The 23447-nt window shown below is 73.5% G+C and carries 22 protein-coding genes; 9 read left to right on the top strand and 13 right to left on the bottom strand.

The annotated features are described in order from the left end of the window. Positions 1-6: 6 nt before the first annotated feature. Positions 7-507, bottom strand: coding sequence for a hypothetical protein (locus HNR21_RS21790; protein WP_182706662.1), 501 nt, complete (start codon positions 505-507; stop codon positions 7-9). Positions 508-777: 270 nt separating this feature from the next. Here HNR21_RS21790 and HNR21_RS21785 point away from each other — a divergent pair, with 270 nt between their 5' ends. The 5 genes from HNR21_RS21785 to HNR21_RS21765 all read left to right on the top strand — a co-directional run bounded on the left by HNR21_RS21785 (position 778) and on the right by HNR21_RS21765 (position 4884). Further along, positions 778-1440, top strand: coding sequence for a hypothetical protein (locus tag HNR21_RS21785; RefSeq protein ID WP_220500247.1), 663 nt, complete (start codon positions 778-780; stop codon positions 1438-1440). 4 nt (positions 1441-1444) lie between these two features. Beyond that, positions 1445-1963 (top strand): hypothetical protein, encoded by a 519-nt coding sequence (locus tag HNR21_RS21780; RefSeq protein ID WP_182706661.1) that lies wholly within the window; start codon positions 1445-1447, stop codon positions 1961-1963. 199 nt (positions 1964-2162) lie between these two features. After that, on the top strand, positions 2163-3569 hold the full coding sequence (locus HNR21_RS21775) for an aldehyde dehydrogenase family protein (protein WP_119730295.1): 1407 nt from the start codon (positions 2163-2165) through the stop codon (positions 3567-3569). 32 nt (positions 3570-3601) lie between these two features. Next, a complete protein-coding gene (locus HNR21_RS21770; protein ID WP_182706660.1) occupies positions 3602-4240 on the top strand; it encodes a LysE family translocator in 639 nt (212 codons plus the stop codon). A 245-nt stretch (positions 4241-4485) separates the two neighbouring features. Further along, complete coding sequence (locus HNR21_RS21765) at positions 4486-4884, top strand: YkvA family protein (protein WP_233358683.1); 399 nt, start codon at positions 4486-4488, stop codon at positions 4882-4884. Here the strand turns inward: HNR21_RS21765 and HNR21_RS21760 are convergent. Both HNR21_RS21760 and HNR21_RS21755 read right to left on the bottom strand, forming a co-directional pair. Then, entirely contained in the window at positions 4871-5200 is a 330-nt protein-coding gene (locus tag HNR21_RS21760) for a DMT family transporter (RefSeq protein ID WP_119730293.1), read from the bottom strand. The genes HNR21_RS21765 and HNR21_RS21760 overlap by 14 nt on opposite strands. A 50-nt stretch (positions 5201-5250) precedes the next feature. Beyond that, positions 5251-6441 carry a PucR family transcriptional regulator gene (locus HNR21_RS21755; protein ID WP_312881146.1) on the bottom strand — a complete coding sequence of 397 codons (1191 nt, stop codon included), beginning with the start codon at positions 6439-6441 and terminating at the stop codon, positions 5251-5253. Between the two features lie 121 nt (positions 6442-6562). Here HNR21_RS21755 and HNR21_RS21750 point away from each other — a divergent pair, with 121 nt between their 5' ends. Continuing rightward, positions 6563-7357, top strand: a complete 795-nt coding sequence (locus HNR21_RS21750) for a class II aldolase/adducin family protein (RefSeq protein WP_119730292.1) — start codon at positions 6563-6565, stop codon at positions 7355-7357. Between the two features lie 302 nt (positions 7358-7659). Here HNR21_RS21750 and HNR21_RS21745 read toward each other — a convergent pair whose 3' ends face one another. The 9 genes from HNR21_RS21745 to HNR21_RS21705 all read right to left on the bottom strand — a co-directional run bounded on the left by HNR21_RS21745 (position 7660) and on the right by HNR21_RS21705 (position 18966). Beyond that, positions 7660-8424 carry an enoyl-CoA hydratase gene (locus HNR21_RS21745; protein WP_119730291.1) on the bottom strand — a complete coding sequence of 255 codons (765 nt, stop codon included), beginning with the start codon at positions 8422-8424 and terminating at the stop codon, positions 7660-7662. A gap of 115 nt (positions 8425-8539) precedes the next feature. Beyond that, positions 8540-9568 carry a VldE C-terminal domain-containing protein gene (locus HNR21_RS21740; RefSeq protein ID WP_312881144.1) on the bottom strand — a complete coding sequence of 343 codons (1029 nt, stop codon included), beginning with the start codon at positions 9566-9568 and terminating at the stop codon, positions 8540-8542. A gap of 165 nt (positions 9569-9733) precedes the next feature. Then, positions 9734-10174 (bottom strand): HNH endonuclease, encoded by a 441-nt coding sequence (locus HNR21_RS21735; protein WP_182706659.1) that lies wholly within the window; start codon positions 10172-10174, stop codon positions 9734-9736. Between the two features lie 319 nt (positions 10175-10493). Next, positions 10494-11393: a hypothetical protein gene (locus tag HNR21_RS21730; RefSeq protein WP_182706658.1), complete on the bottom strand. Its 900-nt coding sequence runs from the start codon at positions 11391-11393 to the stop codon at positions 10494-10496. Positions 11394-11492: 99 nt separating this feature from the next. Next, on the bottom strand, positions 11493-12485 hold the full coding sequence (locus HNR21_RS21725) for a GNAT family N-acetyltransferase (protein WP_182706657.1): 993 nt from the start codon (positions 12483-12485) through the stop codon (positions 11493-11495). Between the two features lie 106 nt (positions 12486-12591). Continuing rightward, the gene (gene meaB / locus HNR21_RS21720) at positions 12592-13587 is read right to left on the bottom strand and encodes a methylmalonyl Co-A mutase-associated GTPase MeaB (protein WP_182706656.1); all 996 of its coding nucleotides are present in this window, start codon (positions 13585-13587) and stop codon (positions 12592-12594) included. Between the two features lie 4 nt (positions 13588-13591). Continuing rightward, positions 13592-15799, bottom strand: a complete 2208-nt coding sequence (scpA, locus tag HNR21_RS21715) for a methylmalonyl-CoA mutase (protein ID WP_182706655.1) — start codon at positions 15797-15799, stop codon at positions 13592-13594. Then, the gene (locus tag HNR21_RS21710) at positions 15796-17661 is read right to left on the bottom strand and encodes a methylmalonyl-CoA mutase family protein (RefSeq protein WP_182706654.1); all 1866 of its coding nucleotides are present in this window, start codon (positions 17659-17661) and stop codon (positions 15796-15798) included. The genes scpA and HNR21_RS21710 overlap by 4 nt, the downstream gene beginning before the upstream one ends. A 90-nt stretch (positions 17662-17751) precedes the next feature. After that, on the bottom strand, positions 17752-18966 hold the full coding sequence (locus HNR21_RS21705) for a cytochrome P450 (protein ID WP_246442294.1): 1215 nt from the start codon (positions 18964-18966) through the stop codon (positions 17752-17754). A 73-nt stretch (positions 18967-19039) separates the two neighbouring features. On the opposite strand from HNR21_RS21705, the gene HNR21_RS21700 reads away from it, so the two are divergent. Together HNR21_RS21700 and pgfA are read left to right on the top strand one after the other, a co-directional pair. Beyond that, positions 19040-19873, top strand: a complete 834-nt coding sequence (locus tag HNR21_RS21700; RefSeq protein WP_312881143.1) for an SAM-dependent methyltransferase — start codon at positions 19040-19042, stop codon at positions 19871-19873. A 176-nt stretch (positions 19874-20049) separates the two neighbouring features. Further along, the gene (gene pgfA / locus HNR21_RS21695) at positions 20050-21018 is read left to right on the top strand and encodes a cell envelope lipid trafficking protein PgfA (protein WP_182706653.1); all 969 of its coding nucleotides are present in this window, start codon (positions 20050-20052) and stop codon (positions 21016-21018) included. A gap of 21 nt (positions 21019-21039) precedes the next feature. Here pgfA and HNR21_RS21690 read toward each other — a convergent pair whose 3' ends face one another. After that, complete coding sequence (locus HNR21_RS21690) at positions 21040-22233, bottom strand: acyl-CoA dehydrogenase family protein (RefSeq protein WP_182706652.1); 1194 nt, start codon at positions 22231-22233, stop codon at positions 21040-21042. Between the two features lie 259 nt (positions 22234-22492). Here HNR21_RS21690 and HNR21_RS21685 point away from each other — a divergent pair, with 259 nt between their 5' ends. Continuing rightward, positions 22493-23131, top strand: coding sequence for a TetR/AcrR family transcriptional regulator (locus HNR21_RS21685; protein ID WP_182706651.1), 639 nt, complete (start codon positions 22493-22495; stop codon positions 23129-23131). The last annotated feature ends 316 nt before the right edge of the window (positions 23132-23447 follow it).

The following is a 23447-nucleotide window of genomic DNA, read 5'->3' as shown; positions in this document are numbered from 1 at the left end:
GCCGGGTCAGAAGTACTCGGGCTGGCGGCGGCCCGCCGGTTCGCCGTCGTACTCCTCGTCGTCGAAGTCGTCGTGGCGCCCCGACCAGCGGCGCGGCGTGCCGGCCGGGACCAGCAGCACGAACCCCAGCAGCGCGAACGCGCCGGAGCCGAGCAGCATCCGCAGGCCCGCGTCGGCGGTGTCGTCCAGCAGCCCCCGCGACGGCAGCTCGCCCGGCAGCTCCAGCGCCCGGCCGGGGTCCACCAGGAAGAACGCCGACCAGCCCAGCAGTGTCAGCGCCGGGATCAGCGACAGCAGCGGCGAGGCCCACCGGGCGACCACCAGCACCCCGACCACCAGCCCGACCGCCGCCATCAGCGCCATGGCCCCGTACAGGTGGGTGGCGTCGGTGATCTCCCGGGCGACCGGGTCGAAGGATCCGGCGGCCCGGGCGTACGACCAGGCCGCGCCGTAGATCAGCGCGGGGGTCAGCAGCACCCCGAGGACAAACCCGAACGTATGGCGCATCCGCGCATCTCCGTCCCGTTCCGGCCCGGCGGGGCGCTTCCGGCGCACCCGCCCCTGGCGTTACATAACAGGTCACCCCGGCCGGTCTCCAGAGACCGCCCGTGATGTGTGCCGGATCGTGACCCTGGGCGCGCGACCGCGCCGGGAGCGGCCGGACCGCGACGAGGGGACGACCGTTTCCCCCATTTCGGACACCGTACACGGGTCGTCCGTTTCGAACCTCCGGCTGCGGGCATCGCCGGGATGGTCACATCGACAATGGAGGAGATCATGTCGACCGCCCTGATGGTCGTCATCGCCGTCGTGGTCGTGGCGGTCCTTGCGGCGGCCGGGTTCCTGCTGTGGTCCCGGCTGCGCACCCAGCGGCTGCGCCGGCAGTTCGGCCCCGAGTACGACCGCGCGCTGGAGCGGCACGGCAGCCGCGGCGCCGCCGAGCGGGAGCTGCTGGCCCGGCGCCAGCGGCACCGGCAGCTCGACCTGCGCCCGCTGGATCCCGTGCAGCGGGAGCGCTACCGCGAGCAGTGGACCCACGTCCAGGAACGCTTCGTGGACACCCCCGAGGAGGCCGTCGAGCACGCCGACCGCCTGGTGACGACGGTGATGGCCGAACGCGGCTACCCCACCGAGGACTTCGAGGAGCGGATCGCGCACCTGTCGGTCGAGCACGGCCGCACCCTGGACCAGTACCGGCGCGGCCGGGAGATCAGCCGGCGCGCCGCCGACGGGACGGCGTCCACCGAGGAGCTGCGCCAGGCGATGGTGCACTACCGGGCGCTGTTCGAGGAACTGCTGGCGGTGCCCGAGGAGGAGGGCCGCACCGGCCCCGGCGACGGCGCCGACAGGACCGACAAGGCCGGCGGGACCGGCCAGGCCGACAAGGTGACGGTGCCCCGGGAGGCCCGCCGCGACGGTTCCGAGGAGCCGAGGAGCTGACACCATGCCGAACCCCCCGTGGCGGCGGGACGACTCCGCCGCGACCGACACCGACCCCCGTCCCGACGGCGCGTCCGCCCCGAAGGCCGACGGCGAGCGCGCCAAGGCCCCCGGCGCCCGCGAGGTGACGTCCGAGGACGTCCGGGTCGCCGGCCCGGCCAAGCCGGCTGAGCCGGCCGGTCCGGCGAGTCCGGTCCCGGTCCCGGCCCCCGCCCCGGAGGCGGGCGCGCACCGGCACGCACGGCCCGCTCCGGAGCAGTCCGACCGGCTGCTGGGCCCGGACACCGCGGCGCGGATCCGGGAACGGTGGCACGACATCCAGGCCTCGTTCGTCGACGACCCCCGCGAGTCGGTGCGGCGGGCCGACGAGCTGGCCGCCGAGACCCTCGACGCCCTCGGTGAGGTGCTGCGCGAGCGCAAGCGCGCCCTGGACTCCGGCCGGGGCGACGCCGCCGACACCGAACGGCTCCGCCAGGACCTGCGCCGCTACCGAGATCTGGTCGATCACATGCTCAGCCTGTGATCCTCCCGGCCCACGGCCGCCCGCCGTACCCACACGCCCGCGGCGGGCGGCCGTGCCGTGCGCCCGTGTGCACAGCCGGCGGCGGGCCCGGATGGGCGGCGGCCCCGCATGCGCCCCGCCCGGCGCCCGGGGCTGGAGCGCGCTCCCCCGGCACGCAATACTGAACGTCGTTCGGCTGCCTGCGAGGAGGAAGCACACGGTGAGCGACTTCACGATGACCATCGCCGGGGAGGGCGTGACCGCCCCCGGGACCTTCGGGGTGATCAACCCCGCCACGGGCCGGGAGCACGCCCAGGCGCCGGACTGCTCGCGGGAACAGCTCGACGAGGCGATGAACGCCGCCGCCGGCGCGTTCACCGAGTGGCGGAAGGACGAGAAGGTCCGCCGGGACGCGCTGCTGGCCGCCGCCAACGCGATGTTCGCCGCCGCCGACGAGCTGGGCCCGGTGCTGACCGCCGAGCAGGGCAAGCCGCTGGCGGACGCCAAGATGGAGATCATCGGGGCCGGGGTCTGGCTGAAGTACTTCGCCGGCCTGGAGATCCCGCGCGAGGTGATCCAGGACGACGCGCACGCGTTCGTCGAGGTGGTGCGGCGGCCGATGGGCGTGGTCGCGGCGATCACCCCGTGGAACTTCCCGGTCCTGCTGTCGTGCTGGAAGCTCGGCCCGGCGCTGCTGGCCGGCAACACGGTGGTGCTCAAGCCGTCCCCGTACACCCCGCTGGCCACCCTGAAGATGGGCGAGGTGCTGCGCGGGGTGCTGCCGCCCGGGGTGTTCAACGTGATCAGCGGCGCCGACCCGCTGGGCGCCTGGATGACCGAGCACCCGGTGCCCCGCAAGATCAGCTTCACCGGCAGTGTGGCGACCGGCAAGAAGGTCGCCGCCGCCGCGGCCCCCGACCTCAAGCGGGTCACCCTGGAGCTGGGCGGCAACGACCCGGCGATCGTGCTGGACGACGCCGACCCCGCCGTGGTGGCCGACAGGCTGTTCGACGGCGCGTTCTACAACAACGGGCAGACCTGCTCGGCGGTCAAGCGCGTGTACGTGCCGGAGCGGCTGTACGACGACGTGGTGGAGGCGCTGGCGGCCAAGGCCCGGTCGGTCAAGGTCGGCAACGGCATGGAGGAGGGCGTCCAGTACGGCCCGGTGCAGAACAGGCCGCAGTTCGAGCGGGTGGCCGAACTGGTCGCCGACGCCGTGTCGGCCGGTGCGCGCCCGGCGGCGGGCGGCGCGCCCGTCGACGGGCCCGGGTACTTCTTCCAGCCGACGATCCTGGCCGACGTCTCCGACGGCACCCGGATCGTGGACGAGGAGCAGTTCGGCCCCGCCCTGCCGGTGATCAAGTACTCCTCGCTGGACGACGCGATCGCCCGCGCCAACGGCACCAACTTCGGGCTGTCGGGGTCGGTGTGGGGCACCGACGTGGACCGCGCCGCCGAGGTCGCCGGCCGGCTGGAGTGCGGCACCGCCTGGGTCAACACCCACGTGGCGCTGGCCCCGCACCAGCCGTTCGGCGGGTTCAAGTGGAGCGGCCTGGGCGTGGAGAACGGACCCTGGGGCCTGTACGGCTTCACCGAGATCCAGGTGCTGCACCGCCCGAAGGGCTGAGCCGGTTCCGGGCGGCCCTACGATGAGGGGCCGTGCCCGACCTGTTGATCCCGTTCCTCGGCGTGGTCGCGGTGCTGACGATCACGCCGGGGCCGGACATGCTGCTGGTGCTGCGCAACGGCCTGCGCGGCGGCTCCCGGACCGCCTGGTTCACCGGGCTCGGCTGCTGCCTGGGCATCTCCTGCCACGCCGCGGCCGCCGTGCTGGGACTGTCGGCCGTGCTCGCCGCCTCCGCCACCGCGTACACGGTGGTGAAGACGGCGGGCGCGGTCTACCTGGCGTACCTGGGGGTGCGGATGCTGGCGGGGGCGCTGCGCGGCGGCGGTGACCCGCAGGGCCCCGAGCCGGCCGTCCCGGCGGGGGGCGGCCCGGGGGCGGGCGCGGCGTTCCGGCAGGGGCTGCTGACCAACCTGCTCAATCCGAAGATCGCGTTGCTGTTCCTGACGCTGCTGCCGCAGTTCGTGGGGGCGGGCGAGCCCCGGCTGCGGACGACCGCGGTGCTGGCGCTGGTGTTCCTGGCCGTCGCGGTGGCGTGGTGGCGGCTGTTCACGCTGGCGCTGGGGCCGATCTCCCGGCTGCTGCGCGGGGCGCGCACCCGCCGGGTCCTGGACGGCGTCGCCGGAACGATGCTGCTGGGCATCGGGATCCGGATGGCGCTGGAACATCGCTGACGCGTTGTCGTCTGGGGAGCGACCCCCGGACCCCCGGGCCGCCGCATCCTCGCCGATCCGTCCTCGCTCGCCTGGAGGCTCGCTGCGGGCGGATCGGCTGCGGTGCGCGGGGTCCCAAGTCGCCGTGGAAGTTTCTGGGGGCTCCGGCCCCAGACCCCCGCCCGTTCCTTCAGGCCGTTCTGGCAGGCATCAAGCGGCGCTGTGCGGACATATTGTCCGTGACCCCTATGCCCCGGGAGAGGTCGATGCAGCCAACTCCTGACGTCGCGGTGACTCGGCGCCGCCCGTTCACGCTGGGATGGTCCGGCCTGGCCGTGCTCCTCGTCGGGGCGGTCCTGGCCTTCGTCGTACGCGGCGACGTGGTGGTGCCCGGTTACGCGCTGATGGCCGTGGGCGTGGTGCTGCTGGCGGCCGGTCTGGCCGTGCGGCGCCGTGCGTCCGCCCTCGACGGGGACCGGACGAGCACCGGCAGGATCGTCGCGATGATCGCCGCCGCCGTCTACATCATCTCCCCGCTGGACATCGTCCCGGACGTGCTGCTGCCGGTCGGGGTGATCGACGACGCCACCGCGTTCACCTGGCTGGTGTTCGCGCTCGGCCAGGAGTTCGCCCGCCGCCGGCGCCGCCGCCTCAGCCGTGGCTGATGCCGCCGCCCAGGTTCATCACCACCACGCCGACCACGATGAGCGCCGCGCCCAGGATCGTGACCGGCCGCACCGGCTCCTGGAACAGCAGCACCCCGCCCGCGAACGCCCCGATCGTGCCCAGCGCCGACCAGATCGCGTACACCGGGCCCACGTTCAGCGCCGTCAGCGCCTTGGCCAGCAGCACGAACGAGATCAGGTAACCGGCCACCACCACGGCCGACGGCCCCCACTTGGTGAACCCCTCCGAGGCCCGCAGCGACAGCGTCGCCGTCACCTCGGCCACGATCGCCAGCCCCAGCAGCACGTACGGCATGCCCGCTCCCCCCTTTCGCCCACCGACCGCCCCAGGATGCCACCCGGCGATCATCGCCCGGGCGGCGTTCCGTCACGGGAGACGGCCGGGGGCGTGCGGAGCCAGGTGTGCAGGGCCCACCACCAGTGCGCGGTGTGCGGGACCGCGTCGCCCGCCTCGGAGACCAGCGGGCGGCCGGTCAGGGCGTGCAGGCGGCGCAGCCGGTACTTGACGGTGTTGGGGTGGACGTGGAGGGCGGCGGCGGTCGGCTCGATGCGGGCGCCGTGGTCCAGGTAGGCCAGCGCCGTCTCGGCCAGCTCGCGGTGGAAGGCGTCCGCCGGGGACAGCGGGGCCAGCAGCTCGCCGGCCAGGAGGCGGCCCAGGACGGGTTCGGCGGCGGTGGCCGTCATCAGCGCCAGCTCGGTGAGGTGACGCAGCCCGTGCAGCCCGTACGGGAGGGCGCCGCGCAGCGCCCGGCGGGCCAGCCGGTACAGCTCGGCGACCTCCGACAGCGGAACGGCCGGGGACGCGACCAGCAGCGGGGTCCCTTCCGGCAGCGTGCCGGGCGCCGGAAGCCTGGCCACCAGCGCCGCCAGCGTGCCGTCCACCAGCCCCGACAGCCCCGACTTGGCTCCCCCGGTGAGCACCGGCTCCAGCCGCTGGGCGACCCGGGGATCGCTGATGTCGCTGACCATGCAGTGGTACGCGACGGCGCCGTCCAGCGGGGCGGGCGGCGTCACCGGCTCGCCGTGCAGCAGTTGCCGCAGCGTCTGCACCCGGCCCTCCCGGGTGGTGCGGGCCAGTTCCAGCTCGGTGACCCGGTGGGCGTGGACCATCCGGTGCACCAGCGCGGTCGTGATGGCGTCGATCCGGGTCACGCTCTCCAGCAGCAGCTCGGCGGGAACGCCGTGGGCCAGCCCGTCGTCGATGAGGATCCGCACCAGATGCGAGCGCCCGGCCTGGAACCCGTCCAGCAGCGCCGCCACCGGCACCCCCTGCCGGGCCCGGTCCGACCCCAGCCGCTCGGCCGCCCGCAGCGCCCGTTCGCCCGGCTCGCCGTCGCCCATCAGCGCCTCGATGGCCCCCTCGATCAGCGCCCGGGTGTGCCGCCTGGTCTCCTCCTCGGGCAGCTCGGCGACCAGCGGCGACCGGTCGCGGGCCGCCCTGACGGTGGCCTCCAGCAGCTCCGGGTCGGCCGCCCGTTCCTGCAGCAGCACCAGGAAGCCCGCCGCCTGCTCGGGGTCCACCTCGTCCACCTCCACGCCGGTTGTCCTCCGCGGACAATGACCCAGGTCACGTTTGGACCGGCCCGCCCTAGGCGGCCCGGCCGTCCCTGGGGTTCAGTGTCTGCATACCAGCACGAACGTCATGAAGGGCCGCGGAATGTCCGACGAAGAGTTCCTCGAGAAGCTGCCGCCCCAGGACCTCATCTTCCGGCTGCCCCCGACGTTCGACAACGTCGAGGACGAGCGGCGGCACCGCAAGGAGCGGCTGGCCGCGGCGCTGCGGCTGTTCGGCAAGTTCGGCTTCGAGGAGGGCGTGGCCGGGCACATCACCGCCCGCGACCCGGAGCTGACCGACCACTTCTGGGTCAACCCGTTCGGGATGTCGTTCAAGCACATCAAGGTCAGCGACCTGATCCTGGTGAACCACCAGGGCAAGGTGGTGGAGGGCCGCTACCCGGTCAACGAGGCCGCGTTCGCGATCCACTCCCAGGTCCACCAGGCCCGGCCGGACGTGGTGGCCGCCGCGCACAGCCACTCGGTCTACGGGCGGGCGCTGTCGGCGCTGGGCCAGAAGCTGGAGCCGATCACCCAGGACGTGTGCGCGTTCTACCAGGACCACGGCCTGTTCGACGACTACACCGGCGTGGTGACCGACCTGGAGGAGGGCAAGCGGATCGCCGCCGCCCTCGGCGGCCACAAGGCGGTCATCCTGCGCAACCACGGCCTGCTCACGGTGGGCGACTCGGTGGACGCGGCGGCCTGGTGGTTCATCACCATGGAGCGTTCGTGCCAGGTCCAGCTGCTGGCCAAGGCGGCCGGGCAGGTGGTGCCCATCGAGCACGAGAACGCGGTGCTGACGCACCAGCAGATCGGCAACGACCTGGTCGGCTGGATCAACTACCAGCCGCTGTACGACCAGATCACCCGCGAGCAGCCCGACCTGTTCGACTGAGCCGTTCGTCCGGGGGCGGCCTGCGGACCTCGAAGATCGAGGCCGCTCGACCGACCTCGATCGACCTCGCATCACCCGGCCGTGCGGGAGCGGCGCGGCCGGCGCAGGGTCTCGGAATCCCCCCGCCGCGACCCTGTCCACCAGGGCCCGGAGACGGCGATCCGCGCCTCGCCGTCTCCGGGCCCTGCATATTCTTCCGTGCTCCTCGCTCCTTCGCTCCCCGCCGGACGATCCGCCGTCCGCCGGGGGCACGGCGCCCGCCGGGCCTGCTGCGATCACCGGTCCGTGCGGGGCTCCGCCGTTCAGGGCTTGCTGAAGCGGGCGGCGAACTCGGCGATCTCCGGATGGGTCGCGGACTCGGCCTGCGCCCACGACTCGTACTCGATCACCGACTCCAGGTCTCCCCCGGCGGCCAGCCGGACCGCCAGCTTGACGTCCCTGGCGAGCCCGGGCCGCAGCCCCGCGTACCCGCGGGCCAGTTCCATGGCGGCGGCCAGGGGGTCGTCGGCGATCGACAGCACCAGTCCCCGTTCCAGCGCCTGCTCGGCCGTGAGCCTGCCGCCCTCCAGCAGCAGTGCGAGCGCGCGCTGTGCCCCGAGTTCCCTGGTCAGGAAGTACGTGCACCCCCCGCCGGGATGCAGTCCGATCCTGGAGAACGTCGCCGCGAACCGCGCCCCCGGTCCCGCGATCCGGATGTCGCAGCACAACGCGAGGTTCAGCCCCGCCCCCACCGCGGGCCCCTGCACCGCCGCGATCGTCGGGATCTCCAGGTCCCGCAGCACGAGGAAGCTCTCGTAGTACGCCCGCAGCCCCTTCCGGATCTCTCCCACGGCCCGTCCCGGCTCCCCGAACAGGGCGGGCAGGTCCGCCCCGGCGCAGAAGCTGCTCCCCTCGGCCGCGACGACGAGCACCCGTGCGTCCGGATCCTCACGGACCCGCCCCACGGCCGCGATCAGTTCCTCCCGCATCACCGTCCCGATGGCGTTCCGCCGCTCGGGGTCGGCCAGCGTGAGCACCCGGACCCCGTCGTCCCCGCCCTCGAGCCGGATCGTCGTCCACTCCCCCATCTGCACCCTCCCGAGTCACGGACCGAACCACGCTCGGCCATGATCTCACCGCCCCGGCGGGACCCCCGCACGGCCTCGGGTGACGCGCCCTACGCGCCGGGGGGTGCGGCAGGGATCACAGGACGGAGATGTGGATGTGGTCGTAGTGGTTGGCGGTGATGCTGCCGCGGTCCTCCATGGCGCGCCAGCCGCCGCCGCTGCGGACGTCCCAGATGCGCTGGCGCCAGATGACGTACTTGATGCCGAGGCGGGAGGCGTTGTCGATGGCGTACTGGGCGACGGCGTCGCCGTGGGCCCGGGCACTGGCGCTGGGCATGCTGCCGCCGGTGCTCTCCATGAAGTCGCAGGCGTGGCCGGAGCCGTGGTCCTGGGGGTCGCCGGCGCGGTAGCAGCCGATGGCGGGGAACGGGCCGTACCTGCCGTCGATGGCCAGCAGCACCGAGCGCATCCGGCTGGTCATGGAGTTGCCGATGATGGTGGACTTGGTGCCGGTGACGCCGTCGGGACGGCCGGCCGAGCCGCCCGAGCCGCCGGAGGCGGGGGCCTCGGGCTTGTACTTGGCCAGCAGCTTCTTGACGCGGTCGCGCTGCTTCTCCAGGTCCTCGATCTGGTCGCGGACCTCCTCGACCTTGGCCTCGGCGGTCCGGCGCGCCTGGTCGGCCTGCTCGGACAGCCGCTGCAGGTTCTGCACCTTGCGGCCGTTGTCGATCCGCACGTGCTCGATCAGCGCGGCGTCGCGCATCATGGTGGCCGGGTCGGAGGCGGCGAACAGGCTGATGGGCTCGAGGCGGCCCTGCATGTACGAGGTGGCCGCCAGCCGCCCGACCACCTCACGGGTGCCCGCCAGCTCCCGTTCCAGACGCTCGGCCTGCTCGGCGGCGCGCCGGGCGGCCTTCTCGGCGTCGTTCAGCGCGATCAGCTCGCCCCGGTACTCCTTGGCCAGCTCGGCGGCGCGCTTGTTGAGCTTGGCGATCTCCTTCTCGGGATCGGTGGGCGCGGTGGGCAGCGCACCGGCCGTGCCGGAGAACGGGACGGCCGCGGCCATGGCCACGGCGAGGGTGAGCGTCGCGGCGCGGCGCAGCGCCGGGCTCCGGCGTCCGGATCGCCGTGTCCGCCTGCCGCCGGCCGGGTCGAGAACCGCCACTCATCTCTCCTGGGGGGTCGCCGAAAAGCTGGGCGGCACGCTACCACGTTCTGCACGCATATCACGACTGGATCACAAAACACACACGGTGACCCGATTGTCACTCTTGGAAATGGTAATTTTCCTTCCGAGGCCGGGTCCCCGGCGGTGACCCGGCCTCGGCGGTCAGCGACCGATGAGCTCGTCCCAGCGCGGCACCCGCGGCGTCACCAGCAGCCGCAGCCCGGCCTCGGCGGGGGTGCGGTCGCCCTTGCGGTTGTTGCACCGCCCGCAGGCCAGCACGGTGTTCTCCCAGCTGTCGGCCCCGCCCCGGGAGCGCGGCAGCACGTGGTCGATGGTGTGCCCGCGCTTGCCGCAGTACCCGCACAGCCCGCGATCCCGCAGGTGAACGCCGCGTCTGCTCCACGGCGGACGCCTGCCGTGGCGCCACCGCATGGCGACGTAACGCACGAGCCGAAGCACCCGCGGCACGGGAAAGGCGCCGATGCTGCGCCCCTCCTCCGCCTCCTCGACGACGGCCACTCCCCGCACCAGCATGCGGATGGCGTGCCGCAGGTCCACTTGCTGTAAGGGCTCGTACGACGCGTTCAGGACGAGCACGTTCACCGGTACACCTCCTCTCGGCACCTCCCGCCGCCGCCGATCCCGTCCGCGCGCCGACGCGCGTCCGGCGCGGCGCACCACACGGGAATGCGCTGCCGAATTCCTCCATTTCCGCCGTTCGACGGCCATGATCAGAGTGCCTTTACCCGCCCTTCCGGGCAACGCATTTTCCGCCCGCCGCCGGGTGCGGACGGCCCGCCCGGAGCCCTTTAGGAACGCCCCGGCGAGCCCCCACGGCTTCTCCCGGCCCGCCCTCCGCCGGAAAATCCGCACCGGCCGCAAAGAGCCGTGTACGGGAACGCGGAGGTCCTCCTCCGCCCGATCAGGGCGAACGGTTGTTCAGAGCCGCCTGGAGGTAGGTGGGGACGGCGGGAGCGGCGGTGCGTTCCCACCAGTCGGGTTCGGGTTGGCCGCCCGGTGGGCTGAGGCGCAGGCCGGTGTCGCAGTCGAGGCAGTCGGTGGGATGGATGGTGAGGCGGAGCGGGATGGGGCCGCCCAGGTCGGGGTGGTGGGCGCCCCAGTAGCGGAGGATGTCGCCGGGGTCGAGGGAGAGGTCGGCGGGAAGACGCCAGGTGGTGGCGGTGGAGTCGCCGCTCAGCCAGGTGCGGTGCTCGGTCAGCAGGCGGGCCGCCAGGCCGCGCAGGACGGTGACGGCGGTGAGCAGCCGGCCGTAGGGGATCTGGCAGGCGACCAGTTCGGGCAGGCCGAAGCGGTGCAGGCCGGCGGTGTCGGCGCGCATGGTGCGGCCCTCGCCGGGGGCGACGAAGACGCCCAGCCAGCCGTCGCAGAGCAGGAAGCACTCGGGTTCGGGCTCGGCGGGGTCGCCCAGGACCTGGTTGGCGGCCAGGTCGGCGACCTGGCCGCCGGTGGCCGCGGCCAGGGTGCGGGCCACCAGCCGGGCCGCCTGGGCCTGGCGGGGCTGGGCGGCCGGGGCGGCGATCGAGGTGACCACCAGGTGGCGGCGGGCCGAGCGCAGGGCGGCCAGCTCGGTCTCCCCGCCGCCCAGCACGCGCAGCCGCGACGCCCACGGGGAGTCGGCCGCGGAGCAGCCGGTGACCAGCAGCAGCGGGGAGGCCAGCAGGTCGCGGGCGGTGCGCGCTAATCCCCCGGCGGGCAGCATGTCGCGCAGCCGCTGGATGCCGGGGGCGCCGCGGTCGTCGGTGGCGACCAGGAAACGGGTGGTCGTGGACTCGGGAATGGTCAGGGACAGCGTCTCGCCCATGAAGAGCCTCCTCGGGCCTGCGGTGGAACCGATCGCAGGCCCAGGCTCCCGTCACGGAGGGCGCCGCCGGAAGAACGCACGGCACATGTGGACAACCGTTCAGCGCACGAGCGTCGGCAGGTCGGCGACGTCGGCCTGGTAGTCCAGATGGTCGCGCTGGTGCCGGAAGCCGAGCTCGGCGTTGACCGCGAGCATGTGGGAGTTGTCGTCGGCGTTGTCGGTCTCGATCTCCCGCACGTCGGGCCGTTCGGTGCGCAGCCACTCCAGCATGGCGGCCTTCAGCCAGATGCCCAGCCGCCTGCCCCGGTGCTCGGGGACCACGGCGGTGTCGTACTGCGCCGCCCGTTCGGGGGCCGTCGAGGACACCACCACCTCGGTGAACCCGGCGATGCGGGGCGCGGCCGCCGGGCCGTGCAGGGCGGCGACCGTGTAGAGCCGGTCGCCGCGCGCCGCCACCGCCTCGGCCATCTCCCGGACCCGCCGGGGATCCCACCGGAACGACCCGCCGACGGTGATGTCGGCCATGGCGCGCTTGGCCATCGCCAGCTCCCCCGCCAGCTCGTCGCTGACCGTCCCGGTCCAGCGGGCCAGCCGGTAGCCGGGCGGCGCGTCGGCGACCAGCCGCGCCAGCCGCAGCGGGTCCAGCTCGTCCAGCCGCAGCAGCATCACCCGCAGCGACAGCACGCAGTGGAAGCCGTGCGCCTCCAGGAACGGCACCGCGGGCGTTCCGGCCAGGACCTGGACGACGACCGTTCCGCAGCGGGCGGCGCGCAGCCGGTCGGCGGCCACCGCCAGCAGCCGGGTGCCGATGCCGCGCCGCCGGTGCGCGGGCAGCACCTGCACGTCGATCTCGGCGGCCCGCCCGGCGTCGTCGGGCAGCCGCAGGTACGCCGTCCCGCACATGCGGCCGCCGTCCACCGCGGCCCACAGGACGTTGCGGGAGGCCGGCGGGGGGACCAGCAGCCGGGCCCGGGTCTGCTCGAGGTCCGGCACCGGATCGCCGGGCCGGTCGCAGGCCCACACGGCGGCCGCCACCGACTGCCATTCCCCGATCTGCGCATCCGTCGGATCACCCAGCGCAATCACGTCCATGCCGACACTTCTATCGGATGCGGGCCGATCACGACGGGCGCCGGATCAACTCGTGACCTACCGGCCACCCGAAATCCGCCGCCCCGCGTGTCCGCCCGGGAGGGCGTCAGGCGGGTTCCGACCCGGTGAACGCGGCCAGGATCCGGGCGGCGGCGACCGCCGGGGTCACCGTGCCCTCGGCGACCTGGCGTTCCAGGACGGGCGCCAGCTCCCGTACGGCCGGGTGGGAGTGCAGGTCCGACAGCAGCCGGTCGTGCACCATCGCCCACGTCCAGCCGACCTGCTGCCGCCGCCGCCGGGCCTCCAGCTCCCCGGTGGCGGCCAGCCGGTCCTGGTGCTCGACGATGTGCCGCCACACCACGTCCAGGTTCACGTTGTCGCGGGCGCTGCAGGTCAGCACCGGCACCTCGGAGCCGCGCCCGCCGGAGGCCGGGCGCAGCATCCGCAGCGCGCCCGACAGCTCGCGGGCCGCCTTCCTGGCCACCATCTCGTCGGGCCCGTCGGCCTTGTTGACGGCGATGACGTCGGCCAGCTCCAGCACGCCCTTCTTGATGCCCTGGAGCTGGTCGCCGGTGCGGGCCAGGGTCAGGAACAGGAACGTGTCGACCATCTCCGCGACGGTGGTCTCCGACTGCCCCACCCCGACCGTCTCGACCAGCACCACGTCGTACCCGGCGGCCTCCATCACCACCATGGCCTCGCGGGTGGCCTTGGCGACCCCGCCGAGCGTCCCGGCCGACGGCGAGGGCCGCACGAACGCGTTCGGGTCCACCGACAGGCGCGCCATCCGGGTCTTGTCGCCGAGGATGCTGCCGCCGGTGCGGGTCGAGGACGGGTCCACCGCCAGCACGGCGACCCGGTGCCCGGCGGCGGTCAGGTTGGTGCCGAGCGCGTCGATGAACGTGGACTTGCCGACCCCCGGCACACCGGTGATGCCCACGCGGCGGGCGCCGCCGGTGTACGGGGTCAGCTCCGTGAGCAGCCGCTGGGCCAGCTCGCGGTGGTCGGGGCGGGTGGACTCCACGAGCGTGATCGCCCGCGCGATCCACGCCCGGGAGCCCTCCCGCACCCCCTTGACGTAGTCCTCCAGGGCCGGCGGCATCCGATCAGCCGTGCCCCAGCCGCGCCGACAGTTCCTTGAGCAGGTCCAGCGCGGCGTCGGCGAGCACCGTGCCGGGCGGGAAGATCGCCGAGGCCCCGGCGGCGCGCAGCTCGTCGAAGTCGCCCGGCGGGATCACCCCGCCCACGACGATCATGATGTCGTCGCGGCCGAGGGCGGCCAGCTCCTCGCGCAGCGCGGGCACCAGCGTCAGGTGGCCGGCGGCCAGCGAGTTGACGCCGACGATGTGCACGTCGGCCTCCACCGCCTGGCGGGCCACCTCGGCCGGGGTCTGGAACAGCGGGCCCACGTCCACGTCGAAGCCCAGGTCGGCGAAGCCGGAGGCGATCACCTTCTGGCCGCGGTCGTGCCCGTCCTGGCCCATCTTGGCGACCAGGATCCGGGGGCGGCGGCCCTCGGCCCGCTCGAACTCGGCGGTCGCCGCGCGGGCCCGCTCGATGTTGTCCGCCGGTCCGGCCTCGTCTCGGTACACACCGGAAATGGTACGGATCTGGGCCTGGTGGCGGCCGAACACCTTCTCCAGGGCCGCGGAGATCTCCCCGACGGTGGCCCTGGCGCGGGCGGCGTCGATGGACAGCGCCAGCAGGTTCTGCTCCAGGCCGCTTCCGCGGGTGCCCGCCCGGATCGCCTCGGCGGCGGCGGTCAGCGCGTCCAGGGCGGCCCGCACGTCGTCCTCCGAACGCTCGGCGCGCAGCCGCCGCAGCTTGTCGATCTGCTGGGCGCGGACGGCGGCGTTGTCGACCTTGAGGACCTCGATGGGCTCGTCGGCCTCGGGCCGGTACTTGTTGACGCCGACGACCGGCTGCCGCCCGGAGTCGATGCGCGCCTGGGTGCGGGCGGCCGCCTCCTCGATACGGAGCTTGGGCAGCCCCTCGTCGATGGCCTTGGCCATGCCTCCGGCGGCCTCGACCTCCTGGATGTGGCCCCAGGCGCGGCGGGCCAGGTCGTGGGTGAGGCGTTCGACGTAGGCGCTGCCGCCCCACGGGTCGATGGGCCGGGTGGTGCCGGACTCCTGCTGCAGCAGCAGCTGGGTGTTGCGGGCGATGCGGGCGGAGAAGTCGCTGGGCAGGGCCAGCGCCTCGTCCAGGGCGTTGGTGTGCAGCGACTGGGTGTGGCCCTGGGTGGCGGCCATCGCCTCGATGCAGGTGCGCGCCACGTTGTTGAACACGTCCTGCGCGGTCAGCGACCAGCCGGAGGTCTGCGAGTGGGTGCGCAGCGACAGCGACTTGGGGTTCTTGGGGTCGAAGCCCTTGACCAGCCTGGCCCACAGCAGCCGCGCCGCCCGCAGCTTGGCGACCTCCATGAAGAAGTTCATCCCGATCGCCCAGAAGAACGACAGCCGGGGCGCGAAGGCGTCCACGTCCAGGCCCGCCTCCATGCCGGCCCGGATGTACTCCACCCCGTCGGCCAGCGTGTAGGCCAGCTCCAGGTCGGCGGTGGCCCCGGCCTCCTGGATGTGATAGCCGGAGATCGAGATGGAGTTGAACTTCGGCATCTTCTGCGAGGTGTACGCGAAGATGTCGGAGATGATCCGCATCGACGGCCCGGGCGGGTAGATGTAGGTGTTGCGGACCATGAACTCCTTGAGGATGTCGTTCTGGATGGTCCCCGCCAGCTGCTCCGGCCGCACCCCCTGTTCCTCGGCCGCGACGATGTAGAGGGCCATCACCGGCAGCACCGCGCCGTTCATGGTCATCGACACGCTCATCCGGTCCAGCGGGATGCCCTCGAAGAGCTGCCGCATGTCCAGGATGGAGTCGATCGCCACGCCCGCCATGCCGACGTCGCCGGTCACCCGCGGGTGGTCGCTGTCGTAGCCGCGGTGGGTGGCCAGGTCGAACGCGACCGACAGGCCCTTCTGCCCGGCGGCCAGGTTGCGGCGGTAGAACGCGTTGGACTCCTCGGCCGTGGAGAACCCGGCGTACTGGCGGATCGTCCACGGCTGGGTGACGTACATCGGCGCGTACGGGCCGCGCAGGAACGGGGCGATGCCCGGATAGGTGGCCAGGTGGTCCAGCCCGGCCAGGTCCTCGCCGGTGTAGAGGGGCTTGACGTCGATGCCCTCGGGGGTGTCCCAGACGAACGCGTCCGGGTCCTTGCCGGTGGCCTCGGCGACCGCCGCGCGCCACTCGGCGGCGGCCTGGTCGGGCCGGGCCGCCGGGCCCAGCGCCACGTCGGAGAAATCGGGGATCATTCGGCCACTCCCAGGTCGCGCAGGGTCGTCCGCAGCGTCTCCACGGCGTCGCAGCCGGCGAAGATGGTGGCGTCGACCCCGTCGTAGGAACCCTTACCCGCCAGCCAGACCCGTACCGCGCCGGCCTCCTTGAGGGTGCGGGCGGCGTCGGCGGCCTGGTCGGCGTACAGCTTGTCGCTGGAGCAGATGCAGGCGACCTTGGCGCCGCTGGCGGCGAAGTCGCCCGGCTCTCCGGTGACGGTGGCGATGCCGCCCGCCTGGAACAGGTTGGCGGCGAACGTGGCCCGCGCGGTGTGCACGGCGATCGGGCCCAGCGTCGCCAGGAACACCTTCGGCCGCTCCCCCGTCGCGGCGGCGTGCGCGTCGCAGCGGTCCCGCAGCGCCTCGAAGTCCTGGGCGTAGAACACCCGGGGCAGCCCGCCGCCGGGGGGCTGCGGGGCGGGGGCGCGTTCGGGGAGCCGCTCCTCCAGGTTGGGGAACTCGCTGACCCCGGTCAGCGGGGCCTTGCGGCGGGCGATGTCCTTGCGGCGCCGTTCCCAGGTGGCGGCGATCCGCCCGGCGACCATCCCGGAGGCCAGCGCCTCGGCCATCCGCCCGTTCTTCTCGATCTCGGTGAACCACTCCCAGGCGGCCTGGGCGAGGTCCTCGGTGAGGCGTTCGACGAACCAGGAGCCGCCGGCCGGGTCCACGACCCGGGCCAGGCTGGACTCCTCCAGCAGCAGGGTCTGGGTGTTGCGGGCGATGCGGCGGGAGAACGCGTCGGGCAGCCCGAGCCGGAGGTCGAACGGCTCCACGGTGACGGCGTCCGCGCCGCCGACCGCCGCGCCGAAGCACGCCACGGTGGTGCGCAGCATGTTCACCCACGGGTCGTGGCGGGTCATCATCGGCGCCGAGGTCACCGCGTGCTGCCGCTGCACGACCGGCCCTGCTTCGCTGCGGGCGCCGTTCAGGCCGCACACCTCCGCCACCCGGTCCCACAGGCGGCGGGCGGCGCGCAGCTTGGCGATGGTGGCGAACTGGTCGGCGGTGGCGGCGTACCGGAACTCGATCTGCTCGAACGCCTCCGCAACGGTCAGCCCCGCGTCGGTCATCGCCCGCAGGTAGGCGACCCCGGTGGCCACCGCCGCGCCCAGTTCCTCGGCGTCGCTGCCGCCCGCGTCGTGGTACGGGGTGGCGTCGACCACGAACGCGCGGATCCCCGGGAACTCACGGGTGCAGCGGACGGCCAGCGCGGCGGCCGCCTCCAGGTCGCCGGGCGTCCCCGTGCGGGCGGCCAGCCCCAGCGGGTCGGCGCCCAGCACCCCCAGCGCCCGCCGTTCCCGCCCGCGCCGGGCGACCAGGGCCAGGAACGCCTCGGCCGCCTCGGCGGTGTGCGGACCCGCGTCCAGCACCACCGGCGCGACGTCCAGGTGCACCTTCTCCAGGACGTCGGCCAGCGCCGCCACCGGCAGGCCCGCCTCGCCGAGCGTCAGCCACACCGAGGTGACGCCGTTCTCCAGGTCGGCGAGGATCGCCTCCTTGGCGGCGGCGGGATCGGGGTGGGCGTGGCGCTGCCGGACGTCCCAGGCCGCCAGCCCCTCCCCCTCCGGCTTGACCTCGCGGACGCGCGGGGCCAGGCCGGGCCGGGCGTCGACCGTGTCGTCGGCGGTGTAGAGGGGGCCGATGGGGATCCCGTCGTAGGTCCGCCGGGTCAGCAGTCCCTCGACCTCCGCGAGGGGCGTGTCCTCCGTGGCCGCGCCGGACTTGCGCAGCACGCCCTTCACCAGTTCCCGCCACTGGTCGCGCTCGGCGGCCGGGAATCCGGCGGCCGGCGCGAACGGCTCGCGTGGCGAGGTCGCAACGTCTTCAGGCGGCACCGTCATGCCTGGGATGGTAAGCGAGCGCGTACATCGCGCCGGAACCCGGGTCCCACTTCTGGAGAAGCGGCTCTGCGCCGGCGTACAACGGCCTGGTCAGCGACGCGCCGTCACCATCGACGGCAGTACGGCGAAGCCCCGGTTGTTGGAGGAGTGGATGCGCCGGACGCCCGCGTCGTCGATGGCGTAGTCGGCGACGACGGAGGCCAGCTCCTCCAGGGCGACGCGCGCCTCCAGGCGGCCGAGCCCCGCGCCCAGGCAGCGGTGCCGGCCGTGACCGAAGCCGAGGGAGGCCCCGGTGTCGCGGCCCAGGTCGAACCGGTCGGGGTCGGCGAAGACCCGCGGGTCCCGGTTGGCGGAACCGACCAGCAGCAGCACCCGGGCGTCGGCGGGGATCCGGACGCCGTGCAGCTCCACGGGCTCGGTGGTGGTGCGGGCGATGGCCTGCGTCGGCGGATCGAACCGCAGGGTCTCCTCCACCCAGTCCTCGATCCGCCCGTCCAGGGCGGCGCGGCGCGCCTCGGGGTGCCGCCAGGCGGCGTGCCAGGCGTTGCCCAGCGTCAGCATGGTCGTCTCGATGCCCGCCCCCACGAGCAGGATCAGCACGCCGACGATCTCCTCGGGGGTGAGCCGGTCGTCGCCCTCGGCGGCGTCCAGCAGCCCGGACAGCAGGTCGTCGGTGCGGCGCTTGGAGCGCTCGACCGTCAGCTCGGTGTAGTAGCCGACGAGCGCCCCGATGGCCTGCATCGCCTGCGGGGGCAGGTCGGTGGACTCCTCCTCCTTGTACATGACGGCCTTGCCCAGCTCGCGGATCTCGGCCCGGTCGGACTCGGGCACGCCGACCAGCTCGGAGATCACGTCGGTGGGGAACGGCGCGGCCAGGTCGGCCATCATGTCGAACGAGTCCCGTTCGGCGATCCGGCGGACGTATCCGCGGGCGATCTCCCGCACCCTGGGCTCCAGTTCCATGACCCGCCGGTGGGTGAAGGCGCGCGACACCAGCTTGCGCATCCGGGTGTGCCTGGGCGGGTCCATCGCCACGAACGAGAAGAACCGCTCCGCGCCCGGCCCCCACAGCGGCGGCTCGATCCGCAGCCCGTTGCGGCTGGAGAAGCGGGCCGAGTCCTGCAGCGCGGCGGCGACGTCGGCGTGCCGCGACAGCGCCCAGAAGTCGTCGGTCTCGTTGCGGTGGACCGGCGCCTCCTCCCGCAGCCGGGCGTACACGGGGTAGGGGTCCTCGTGAACGGCGAAGTCGAACGGGCTGTAGTCGACGCTCATGTTCCGGTCCTCCGGGATCGCTGACACCGCCATGATCATCTCCCGTGCGGGCCGCCGCGGCCACCGGTTCGCCCGCCTTGATCATGCCGGAGGCTAGACTCCTGCCGTGACCTCCCGTGTTCCGATCACCCGCTCCAAGCCCGCCCCCGACGGTGTGGACGCGAACACCCCCAACGCCGCCCGCATGTACGACTACTGGCTGGGCGGCAAGGACAACTTCGCCGTCGACCGGGAGGCCGCCGAGAAGGTGATGGCCATCTCCTCGACCCCCGGCGTGGTCCGCGACGTCCGGGCGCACCGGGCGTTCCTGGGCCGGGCGGTGCGGTTCCTGGCCCGGCAGGGCGTCGACCAGTACCTCGACATCGGCACCGGGCTGCCCACGCAGGACAACGTCCACCAGGTCGCGCACCGCGTCGTGCCGGACGCCCGCGTGGTCTACGTGGACTACGACCCGGTGGTGTGCGCGCACGGGCGGGCGCTGCTGGCGGTCGACGAGAGGGTGCGCTTCGTCCGGGGCGACCTGCGCCGACCGCGGGAGATCCTGGACCACCCCGAGGTCACCCGCACCCTGGACTTCAGCCGGCCGGTCGCCGTGCTGCTCACCGGGGTGCTGCACCATCTCACCGACGAGGACCGCCCGCACGAGGCCGTGGCGCTGATCGCCGACGCCCTGGCCCCCGGCAGTCACATCGTCGTCTCCCAGGTGTCCTCCGAGCCCGGCCCGGACCGGATCGCCCGGGCCGCGGACGTCTTCGAGGAGGCCACCGCCCGGCTGGTGCCGCGCAGCCGCGCGGAGATCCTGCGCTTCTTCGACGGCTTCGAGTTGCTGGAGCCGGGCCTGGTGAACGTCCCCGCCTGGCGCCCGGTCGATCCCCGCGACGCGGTGGACGCGCACATCTACGCGACCCTGGCCGGCATCGGCCGCAAGCCCGCCGCCTGACCCGCCCTCCCCCGGCGGAGTATGGCCCAGATCACACTCGGCCGATATAATTAATAAAATATGCTACTCATTGTGGCGACCCGTTCACCGGGCGCTGTCATGAGAGGTCCCGCGCCCTCCGCCCCCGAGGGGGCCGGGACGGCGGTGGCGGCGGCCGGCCTCTCGAGGAGGCGGCAGTGCGGAACATCATCGGCCTGGTACTGATCGGGCTCGGCGTCTTCGCGTTGGCGACCGGGGTGCTGGTGCGGTTCTACGTGGCGCCCGAGCTCATCGCCGCGCCCACGGACCTGTACCGGGTGACGCGGCTGCAGGCGCAGAACGCGACGTACCTGAACCCGGCCACGGGCCAGATGCGCACGGGGGCCACCATCACCGCGACCAACACGATCCGGGGCGACACCAGGGCCGCCGAGGGCGACGTGGCCGTCTGGGACACCACGACCGTCATCGAGGACGTGGCCAACGCCACCACGATCGACGTCCGCAACCAGCGGCTGGCGTTCGACCGGCGGACGGCGGAGCTGGTGCGGTGCTGCCGGGCCGCGGTGCAGGGGGACACCGGCGTGGCGCAGTCCGGCATCGGCCTGTTCTGGCCGGTCGACGTGGAGAAGAAGGACTACCGGGTGTTCGACGCGACGACCCGGCAGGCCTGGCCGGCCTCGTTCGACGGCGAGGAGACGGTACAGGGCGTCCGCACCTACCGGTTCGTGCAGACGATCCCGGCCACCCGCCTGGCGCACGCCCAGGTCCCGAACGTGCCGGGGTCGCTGCTCGGCCTGGGCGCGGACAGCGGCGACGTCCCGGTCGACCGCTACCACCAGGCGGAGATCACGTACTGGATCGACCCGCGGTCCGGCGCCCCGGTGAGCCAGCGGCAGCACGTGGTGTCCACGCTGCGCGCCGAGAACGGGCCCGGGCAGGTCGTGGTGGCCGACATGGACCTGCGGCCGACGCCCGAGTCGCAGCGCGCCATGGTCGACACGGTCGAGGACTCGGCCGGGCGGATCCGGATGATGCAGACCGTCATTCCGGCGCTCCTGGTCGCCGGCGGGCTGGCCCTCGCGGTCGCCGGCACGGTGCTCGCCGGCGGGGACGGGCGGGCGTCGCGGCACCGGCGCGACGCCCGCGAGCCCGCCAAGGTGTGAGGGCGGACCGGCGAGGGCCCGTCAGCCGGTGCGGTACTCCTCCAGCAGCCGCCGACCGATGATCATCTTCTGGATGTCGGCGGTGCCCTCGCCGATCAGCAGCATCGGCGCCTCCCGGTACAGGCGCTCGATCTCGTACTCGGTGGAGTAGCCGTAGCCGCCGTGGATGCGGAAGGCGTCCTCGACGACCTCCTTGCAGTACTCCCCGGCCAGGAACTTGGCCATCCCGGCCTCCAGGTCGTTGCGCTCACCGGAGTCCTTGCGGCGGGCGGCCATCACCATCATCTGGTGGGCGGCCTCGACCTTGGTGGCCATCTCCGCCAGCCGGAACTGCACCGCCTGGTGCTCGGCGATCGGCCGCCCGAACGTCTCGCGCCGCTGGGCGTAGTCGATGGCCAGCTCGAACGCCCGCCGCGCCACGCCGCAGGCGCGGGCCGCCACGTTCACCCGGCCGACCTCGACCCCGTCCATCATCTGGTAGAAGCCGCGGCCGGGCGCGCCGCCCAGCACCCGGTCGGCGCCGATCCGGTAGCCGTCGAGCAGCAGCTCGGTGGTGTCGACGCCCTTGTAGCCCATCTTGGAGATCTTGCCGGGAACAGTCAGGCCGGGCGCGACCTCGCCGAACCCGGGCTCCTTCTCGATCAGGAACGTCGTCATGTTGCGGTGCGGGGCGTCGGCGCCCTCGTCGGTGCGGCACAGCAGGGCGACCAGGTTGGCCGAGCCGCCGTTGGTGAGCCACATCTTCCGCCCGTCGATGACGTACTCGTCGCCGTCACGCCGGGCGCGGGTGCGGATCGCCGCCACGTCGGAGCCGCAGTCCGGCTCGGACATGGAGAACGCCCCCCGCACCCGGCCCTCGGCCATCTTCGGCAGCAGCCGCGCCTTCTGCTCGTCGGTGCCGTGCCGGGCGACCATGTAGGCGACGATGAAGTGGGTGTTGAGGATGCCGGAGACGCTCATCCAGCCCCGCGACAGCTCCTCCACCACCAGGGCGTAGGTCAGCAGCGACTCGCCGAGGCCGCCGTACTCCTCGGGGATGGTCAGCCCGAAGACGCCGAGTTTCCTGAGCCCGTCGACGATCTGCCGCGGATAGGCGTCGGCGTGCTCCAGCTCGGTCGCGACCGGCAGGACCTCCCGTTCCACGAACTCGGCGATGGAGCCGAGGATCTCCTGCTGCACGTCGGTCAGACCTTCGGTCCGCGCCAGCCGGCCCATGGCCACCTCCCTGATCAGGCTGCGCAGGTACGTTAGCGGGCGCCGCGGACCAGGCGGCCGGGGCGGGCCCCGGCGTCCTCGCCGTCGCGGCGGGTGACGACGCCGCCGACGCCTCCTCGCGGCCGTCCAGGAGCGGATGCGCGGCCGGGGCCGGTGCGGTGGGCTCGGTCACTGTCACCTCGGGAAGGTCGATGCGTCGGGGGGGCTGCGGCCTACGGCTACGATGCACACGGCCGTTCGATGGGAGTACGGGGCGTCGATGACCGAACGCAGTCTGCGCGAACAGCGCCGGGCGCAGCGCCGGGCACTGAGCCGGGACCAGATCCTCGACGCGGCCGAGCAGGTGTTCGCCCGGGCGGGCTTCCACCAGGCGTCCCTGCGGGAGATCGCCGAGCTGGCCGAGTTCTCCGTGGGGGCGGTCTACCAGCTGTTCTCCGGCAAGGACGAGCTGTACCGGGAGATCTTCCTGCGCCGGGCGGCGGAGTTCCTGCCCGGCATGGAGCAGGTCCTCGGCTCGGACGCCTCCCCGCGCCGGCAGCTGCTGGAGCTGGCCGACTGGCAGGTCGGCTTCTTCCGCCGGTACCCGCAGTTCGGCCGGCTGGTGCTGCGCGGCGGCGCGATCGCCCCGCCGCTGGCCGACCCGCCCGACGACAGCCGGATCCTGGCCGACTTCCGGCGGTCCCAGGAGATGCAGGCCGACCTGTTCCGGCGCGGCCAGCAGGCCGGGCAGCTGCGGCCGGGCGACCCGATGCTGCTGGCCCGCATGTTCTCCGGGCTGGTCAGCGCGTTCCAGACCACCGAGCTGGCGATCGAGGACCCCTCCGGCGGCGACGCACGGCTTCCGCTGGCGCAGCTGCACGAGGTGCTGGAGGCCGCCTTCGTCCTGCCCGGCGACTAGCCGGGTCCTCACGGCCCGCCGCCGGTGCGGGACTACGGCGGCACCCAGGAGGGGTCGCGGCGTTCGGCGAAGGCACGGCACCCCTCGCGCACCTCCGGCGGCCCGTGGCGGACACTGAATCATGGATACATTATTCAAAAACTTTCATGACCTTGTAAGCAATCCCTTGCACCGATTGCCGAACCGAGGTCACATCGGCGCAAGGAGGAGTACGGCATCGAGATGGGCAAGCCCGCCGAACAGGCCACCGCCTGACCGGAGCCGAACGCCCTGGTCCCGCACGAGACCAGGGCGTTCGGTCTGTTGATGTCGCCGA

Origin of the sequence: Thermomonospora cellulosilytica (genome assembly GCF_014138835.1) — a bacterium.
In the GTDB taxonomy this organism is placed as follows: Bacteria; Actinomycetota; Actinomycetes; order Streptosporangiales; family Streptosporangiaceae; genus Thermomonospora; species Thermomonospora amylolytica.
This window is presented reverse-complemented; position numbering and strand designations above follow the sequence as displayed.

Excerpts from the sequence above, each read along its gene's own strand:
- HNR21_RS21790 (WP_182706662.1), bottom strand. The coding sequence starts at position 507 with ATGCGCCATACGTTCGGGTTTGTCCTCGGGGTGCTGCTGACCCCCGCG.
- HNR21_RS21785 (WP_220500247.1), top strand. The coding sequence starts at position 778 with ATGTCGACCGCCCTGATGGTCGTCATCGCCGTCGTGGTCGTGGCGGTC.
- HNR21_RS21780 (WP_182706661.1), top strand. The coding sequence starts at position 1,445 with ATGCCGAACCCCCCGTGGCGGCGGGACGACTCCGCCGCGACCGACACC.
- HNR21_RS21765 (WP_233358683.1), top strand. The coding sequence starts at position 4,486 with ATGCAGCCAACTCCTGACGTCGCGGTGACTCGGCGCCGCCCGTTCACG.
- HNR21_RS21760 (WP_119730293.1), bottom strand. The coding sequence starts at position 5,200 with ATGCCGTACGTGCTGCTGGGGCTGGCGATCGTGGCCGAGGTGACGGCG.
- HNR21_RS21750 (WP_119730292.1), top strand. The coding sequence starts at position 6,563 with ATGTCCGACGAAGAGTTCCTCGAGAAGCTGCCGCCCCAGGACCTCATC.
- HNR21_RS21745 (WP_119730291.1), bottom strand. The coding sequence starts at position 8,424 with ATGGGGGAGTGGACGACGATCCGGCTCGAGGGCGGGGACGACGGGGTC.
- HNR21_RS21730 (WP_182706658.1), bottom strand. The coding sequence starts at position 11,393 with ATGGGCGAGACGCTGTCCCTGACCATTCCCGAGTCCACGACCACCCGT.
- HNR21_RS21725 (WP_182706657.1), bottom strand. The coding sequence starts at position 12,485 with ATGGACGTGATTGCGCTGGGTGATCCGACGGATGCGCAGATCGGGGAA.
- meaB (WP_182706656.1), bottom strand. The coding sequence starts at position 13,587 with ATGCCGCCGGCCCTGGAGGACTACGTCAAGGGGGTGCGGGAGGGCTCC.
- scpA (WP_182706655.1), bottom strand. The coding sequence starts at position 15,799 with ATGATCCCCGATTTCTCCGACGTGGCGCTGGGCCCGGCGGCCCGGCCC.
- HNR21_RS21710 (WP_182706654.1), bottom strand. The coding sequence starts at position 17,661 with ATGACGGTGCCGCCTGAAGACGTTGCGACCTCGCCACGCGAGCCGTTC.
- HNR21_RS21705 (WP_246442294.1), bottom strand. The coding sequence starts at position 18,966 with ATGGCGGTGTCAGCGATCCCGGAGGACCGGAACATGAGCGTCGACTAC.
- HNR21_RS21690 (WP_182706652.1), bottom strand. The coding sequence starts at position 22,233 with ATGGGCCGGCTGGCGCGGACCGAAGGTCTGACCGACGTGCAGCAGGAG.
- HNR21_RS21685 (WP_182706651.1), top strand. The coding sequence starts at position 22,493 with ATGACCGAACGCAGTCTGCGCGAACAGCGCCGGGCGCAGCGCCGGGCA.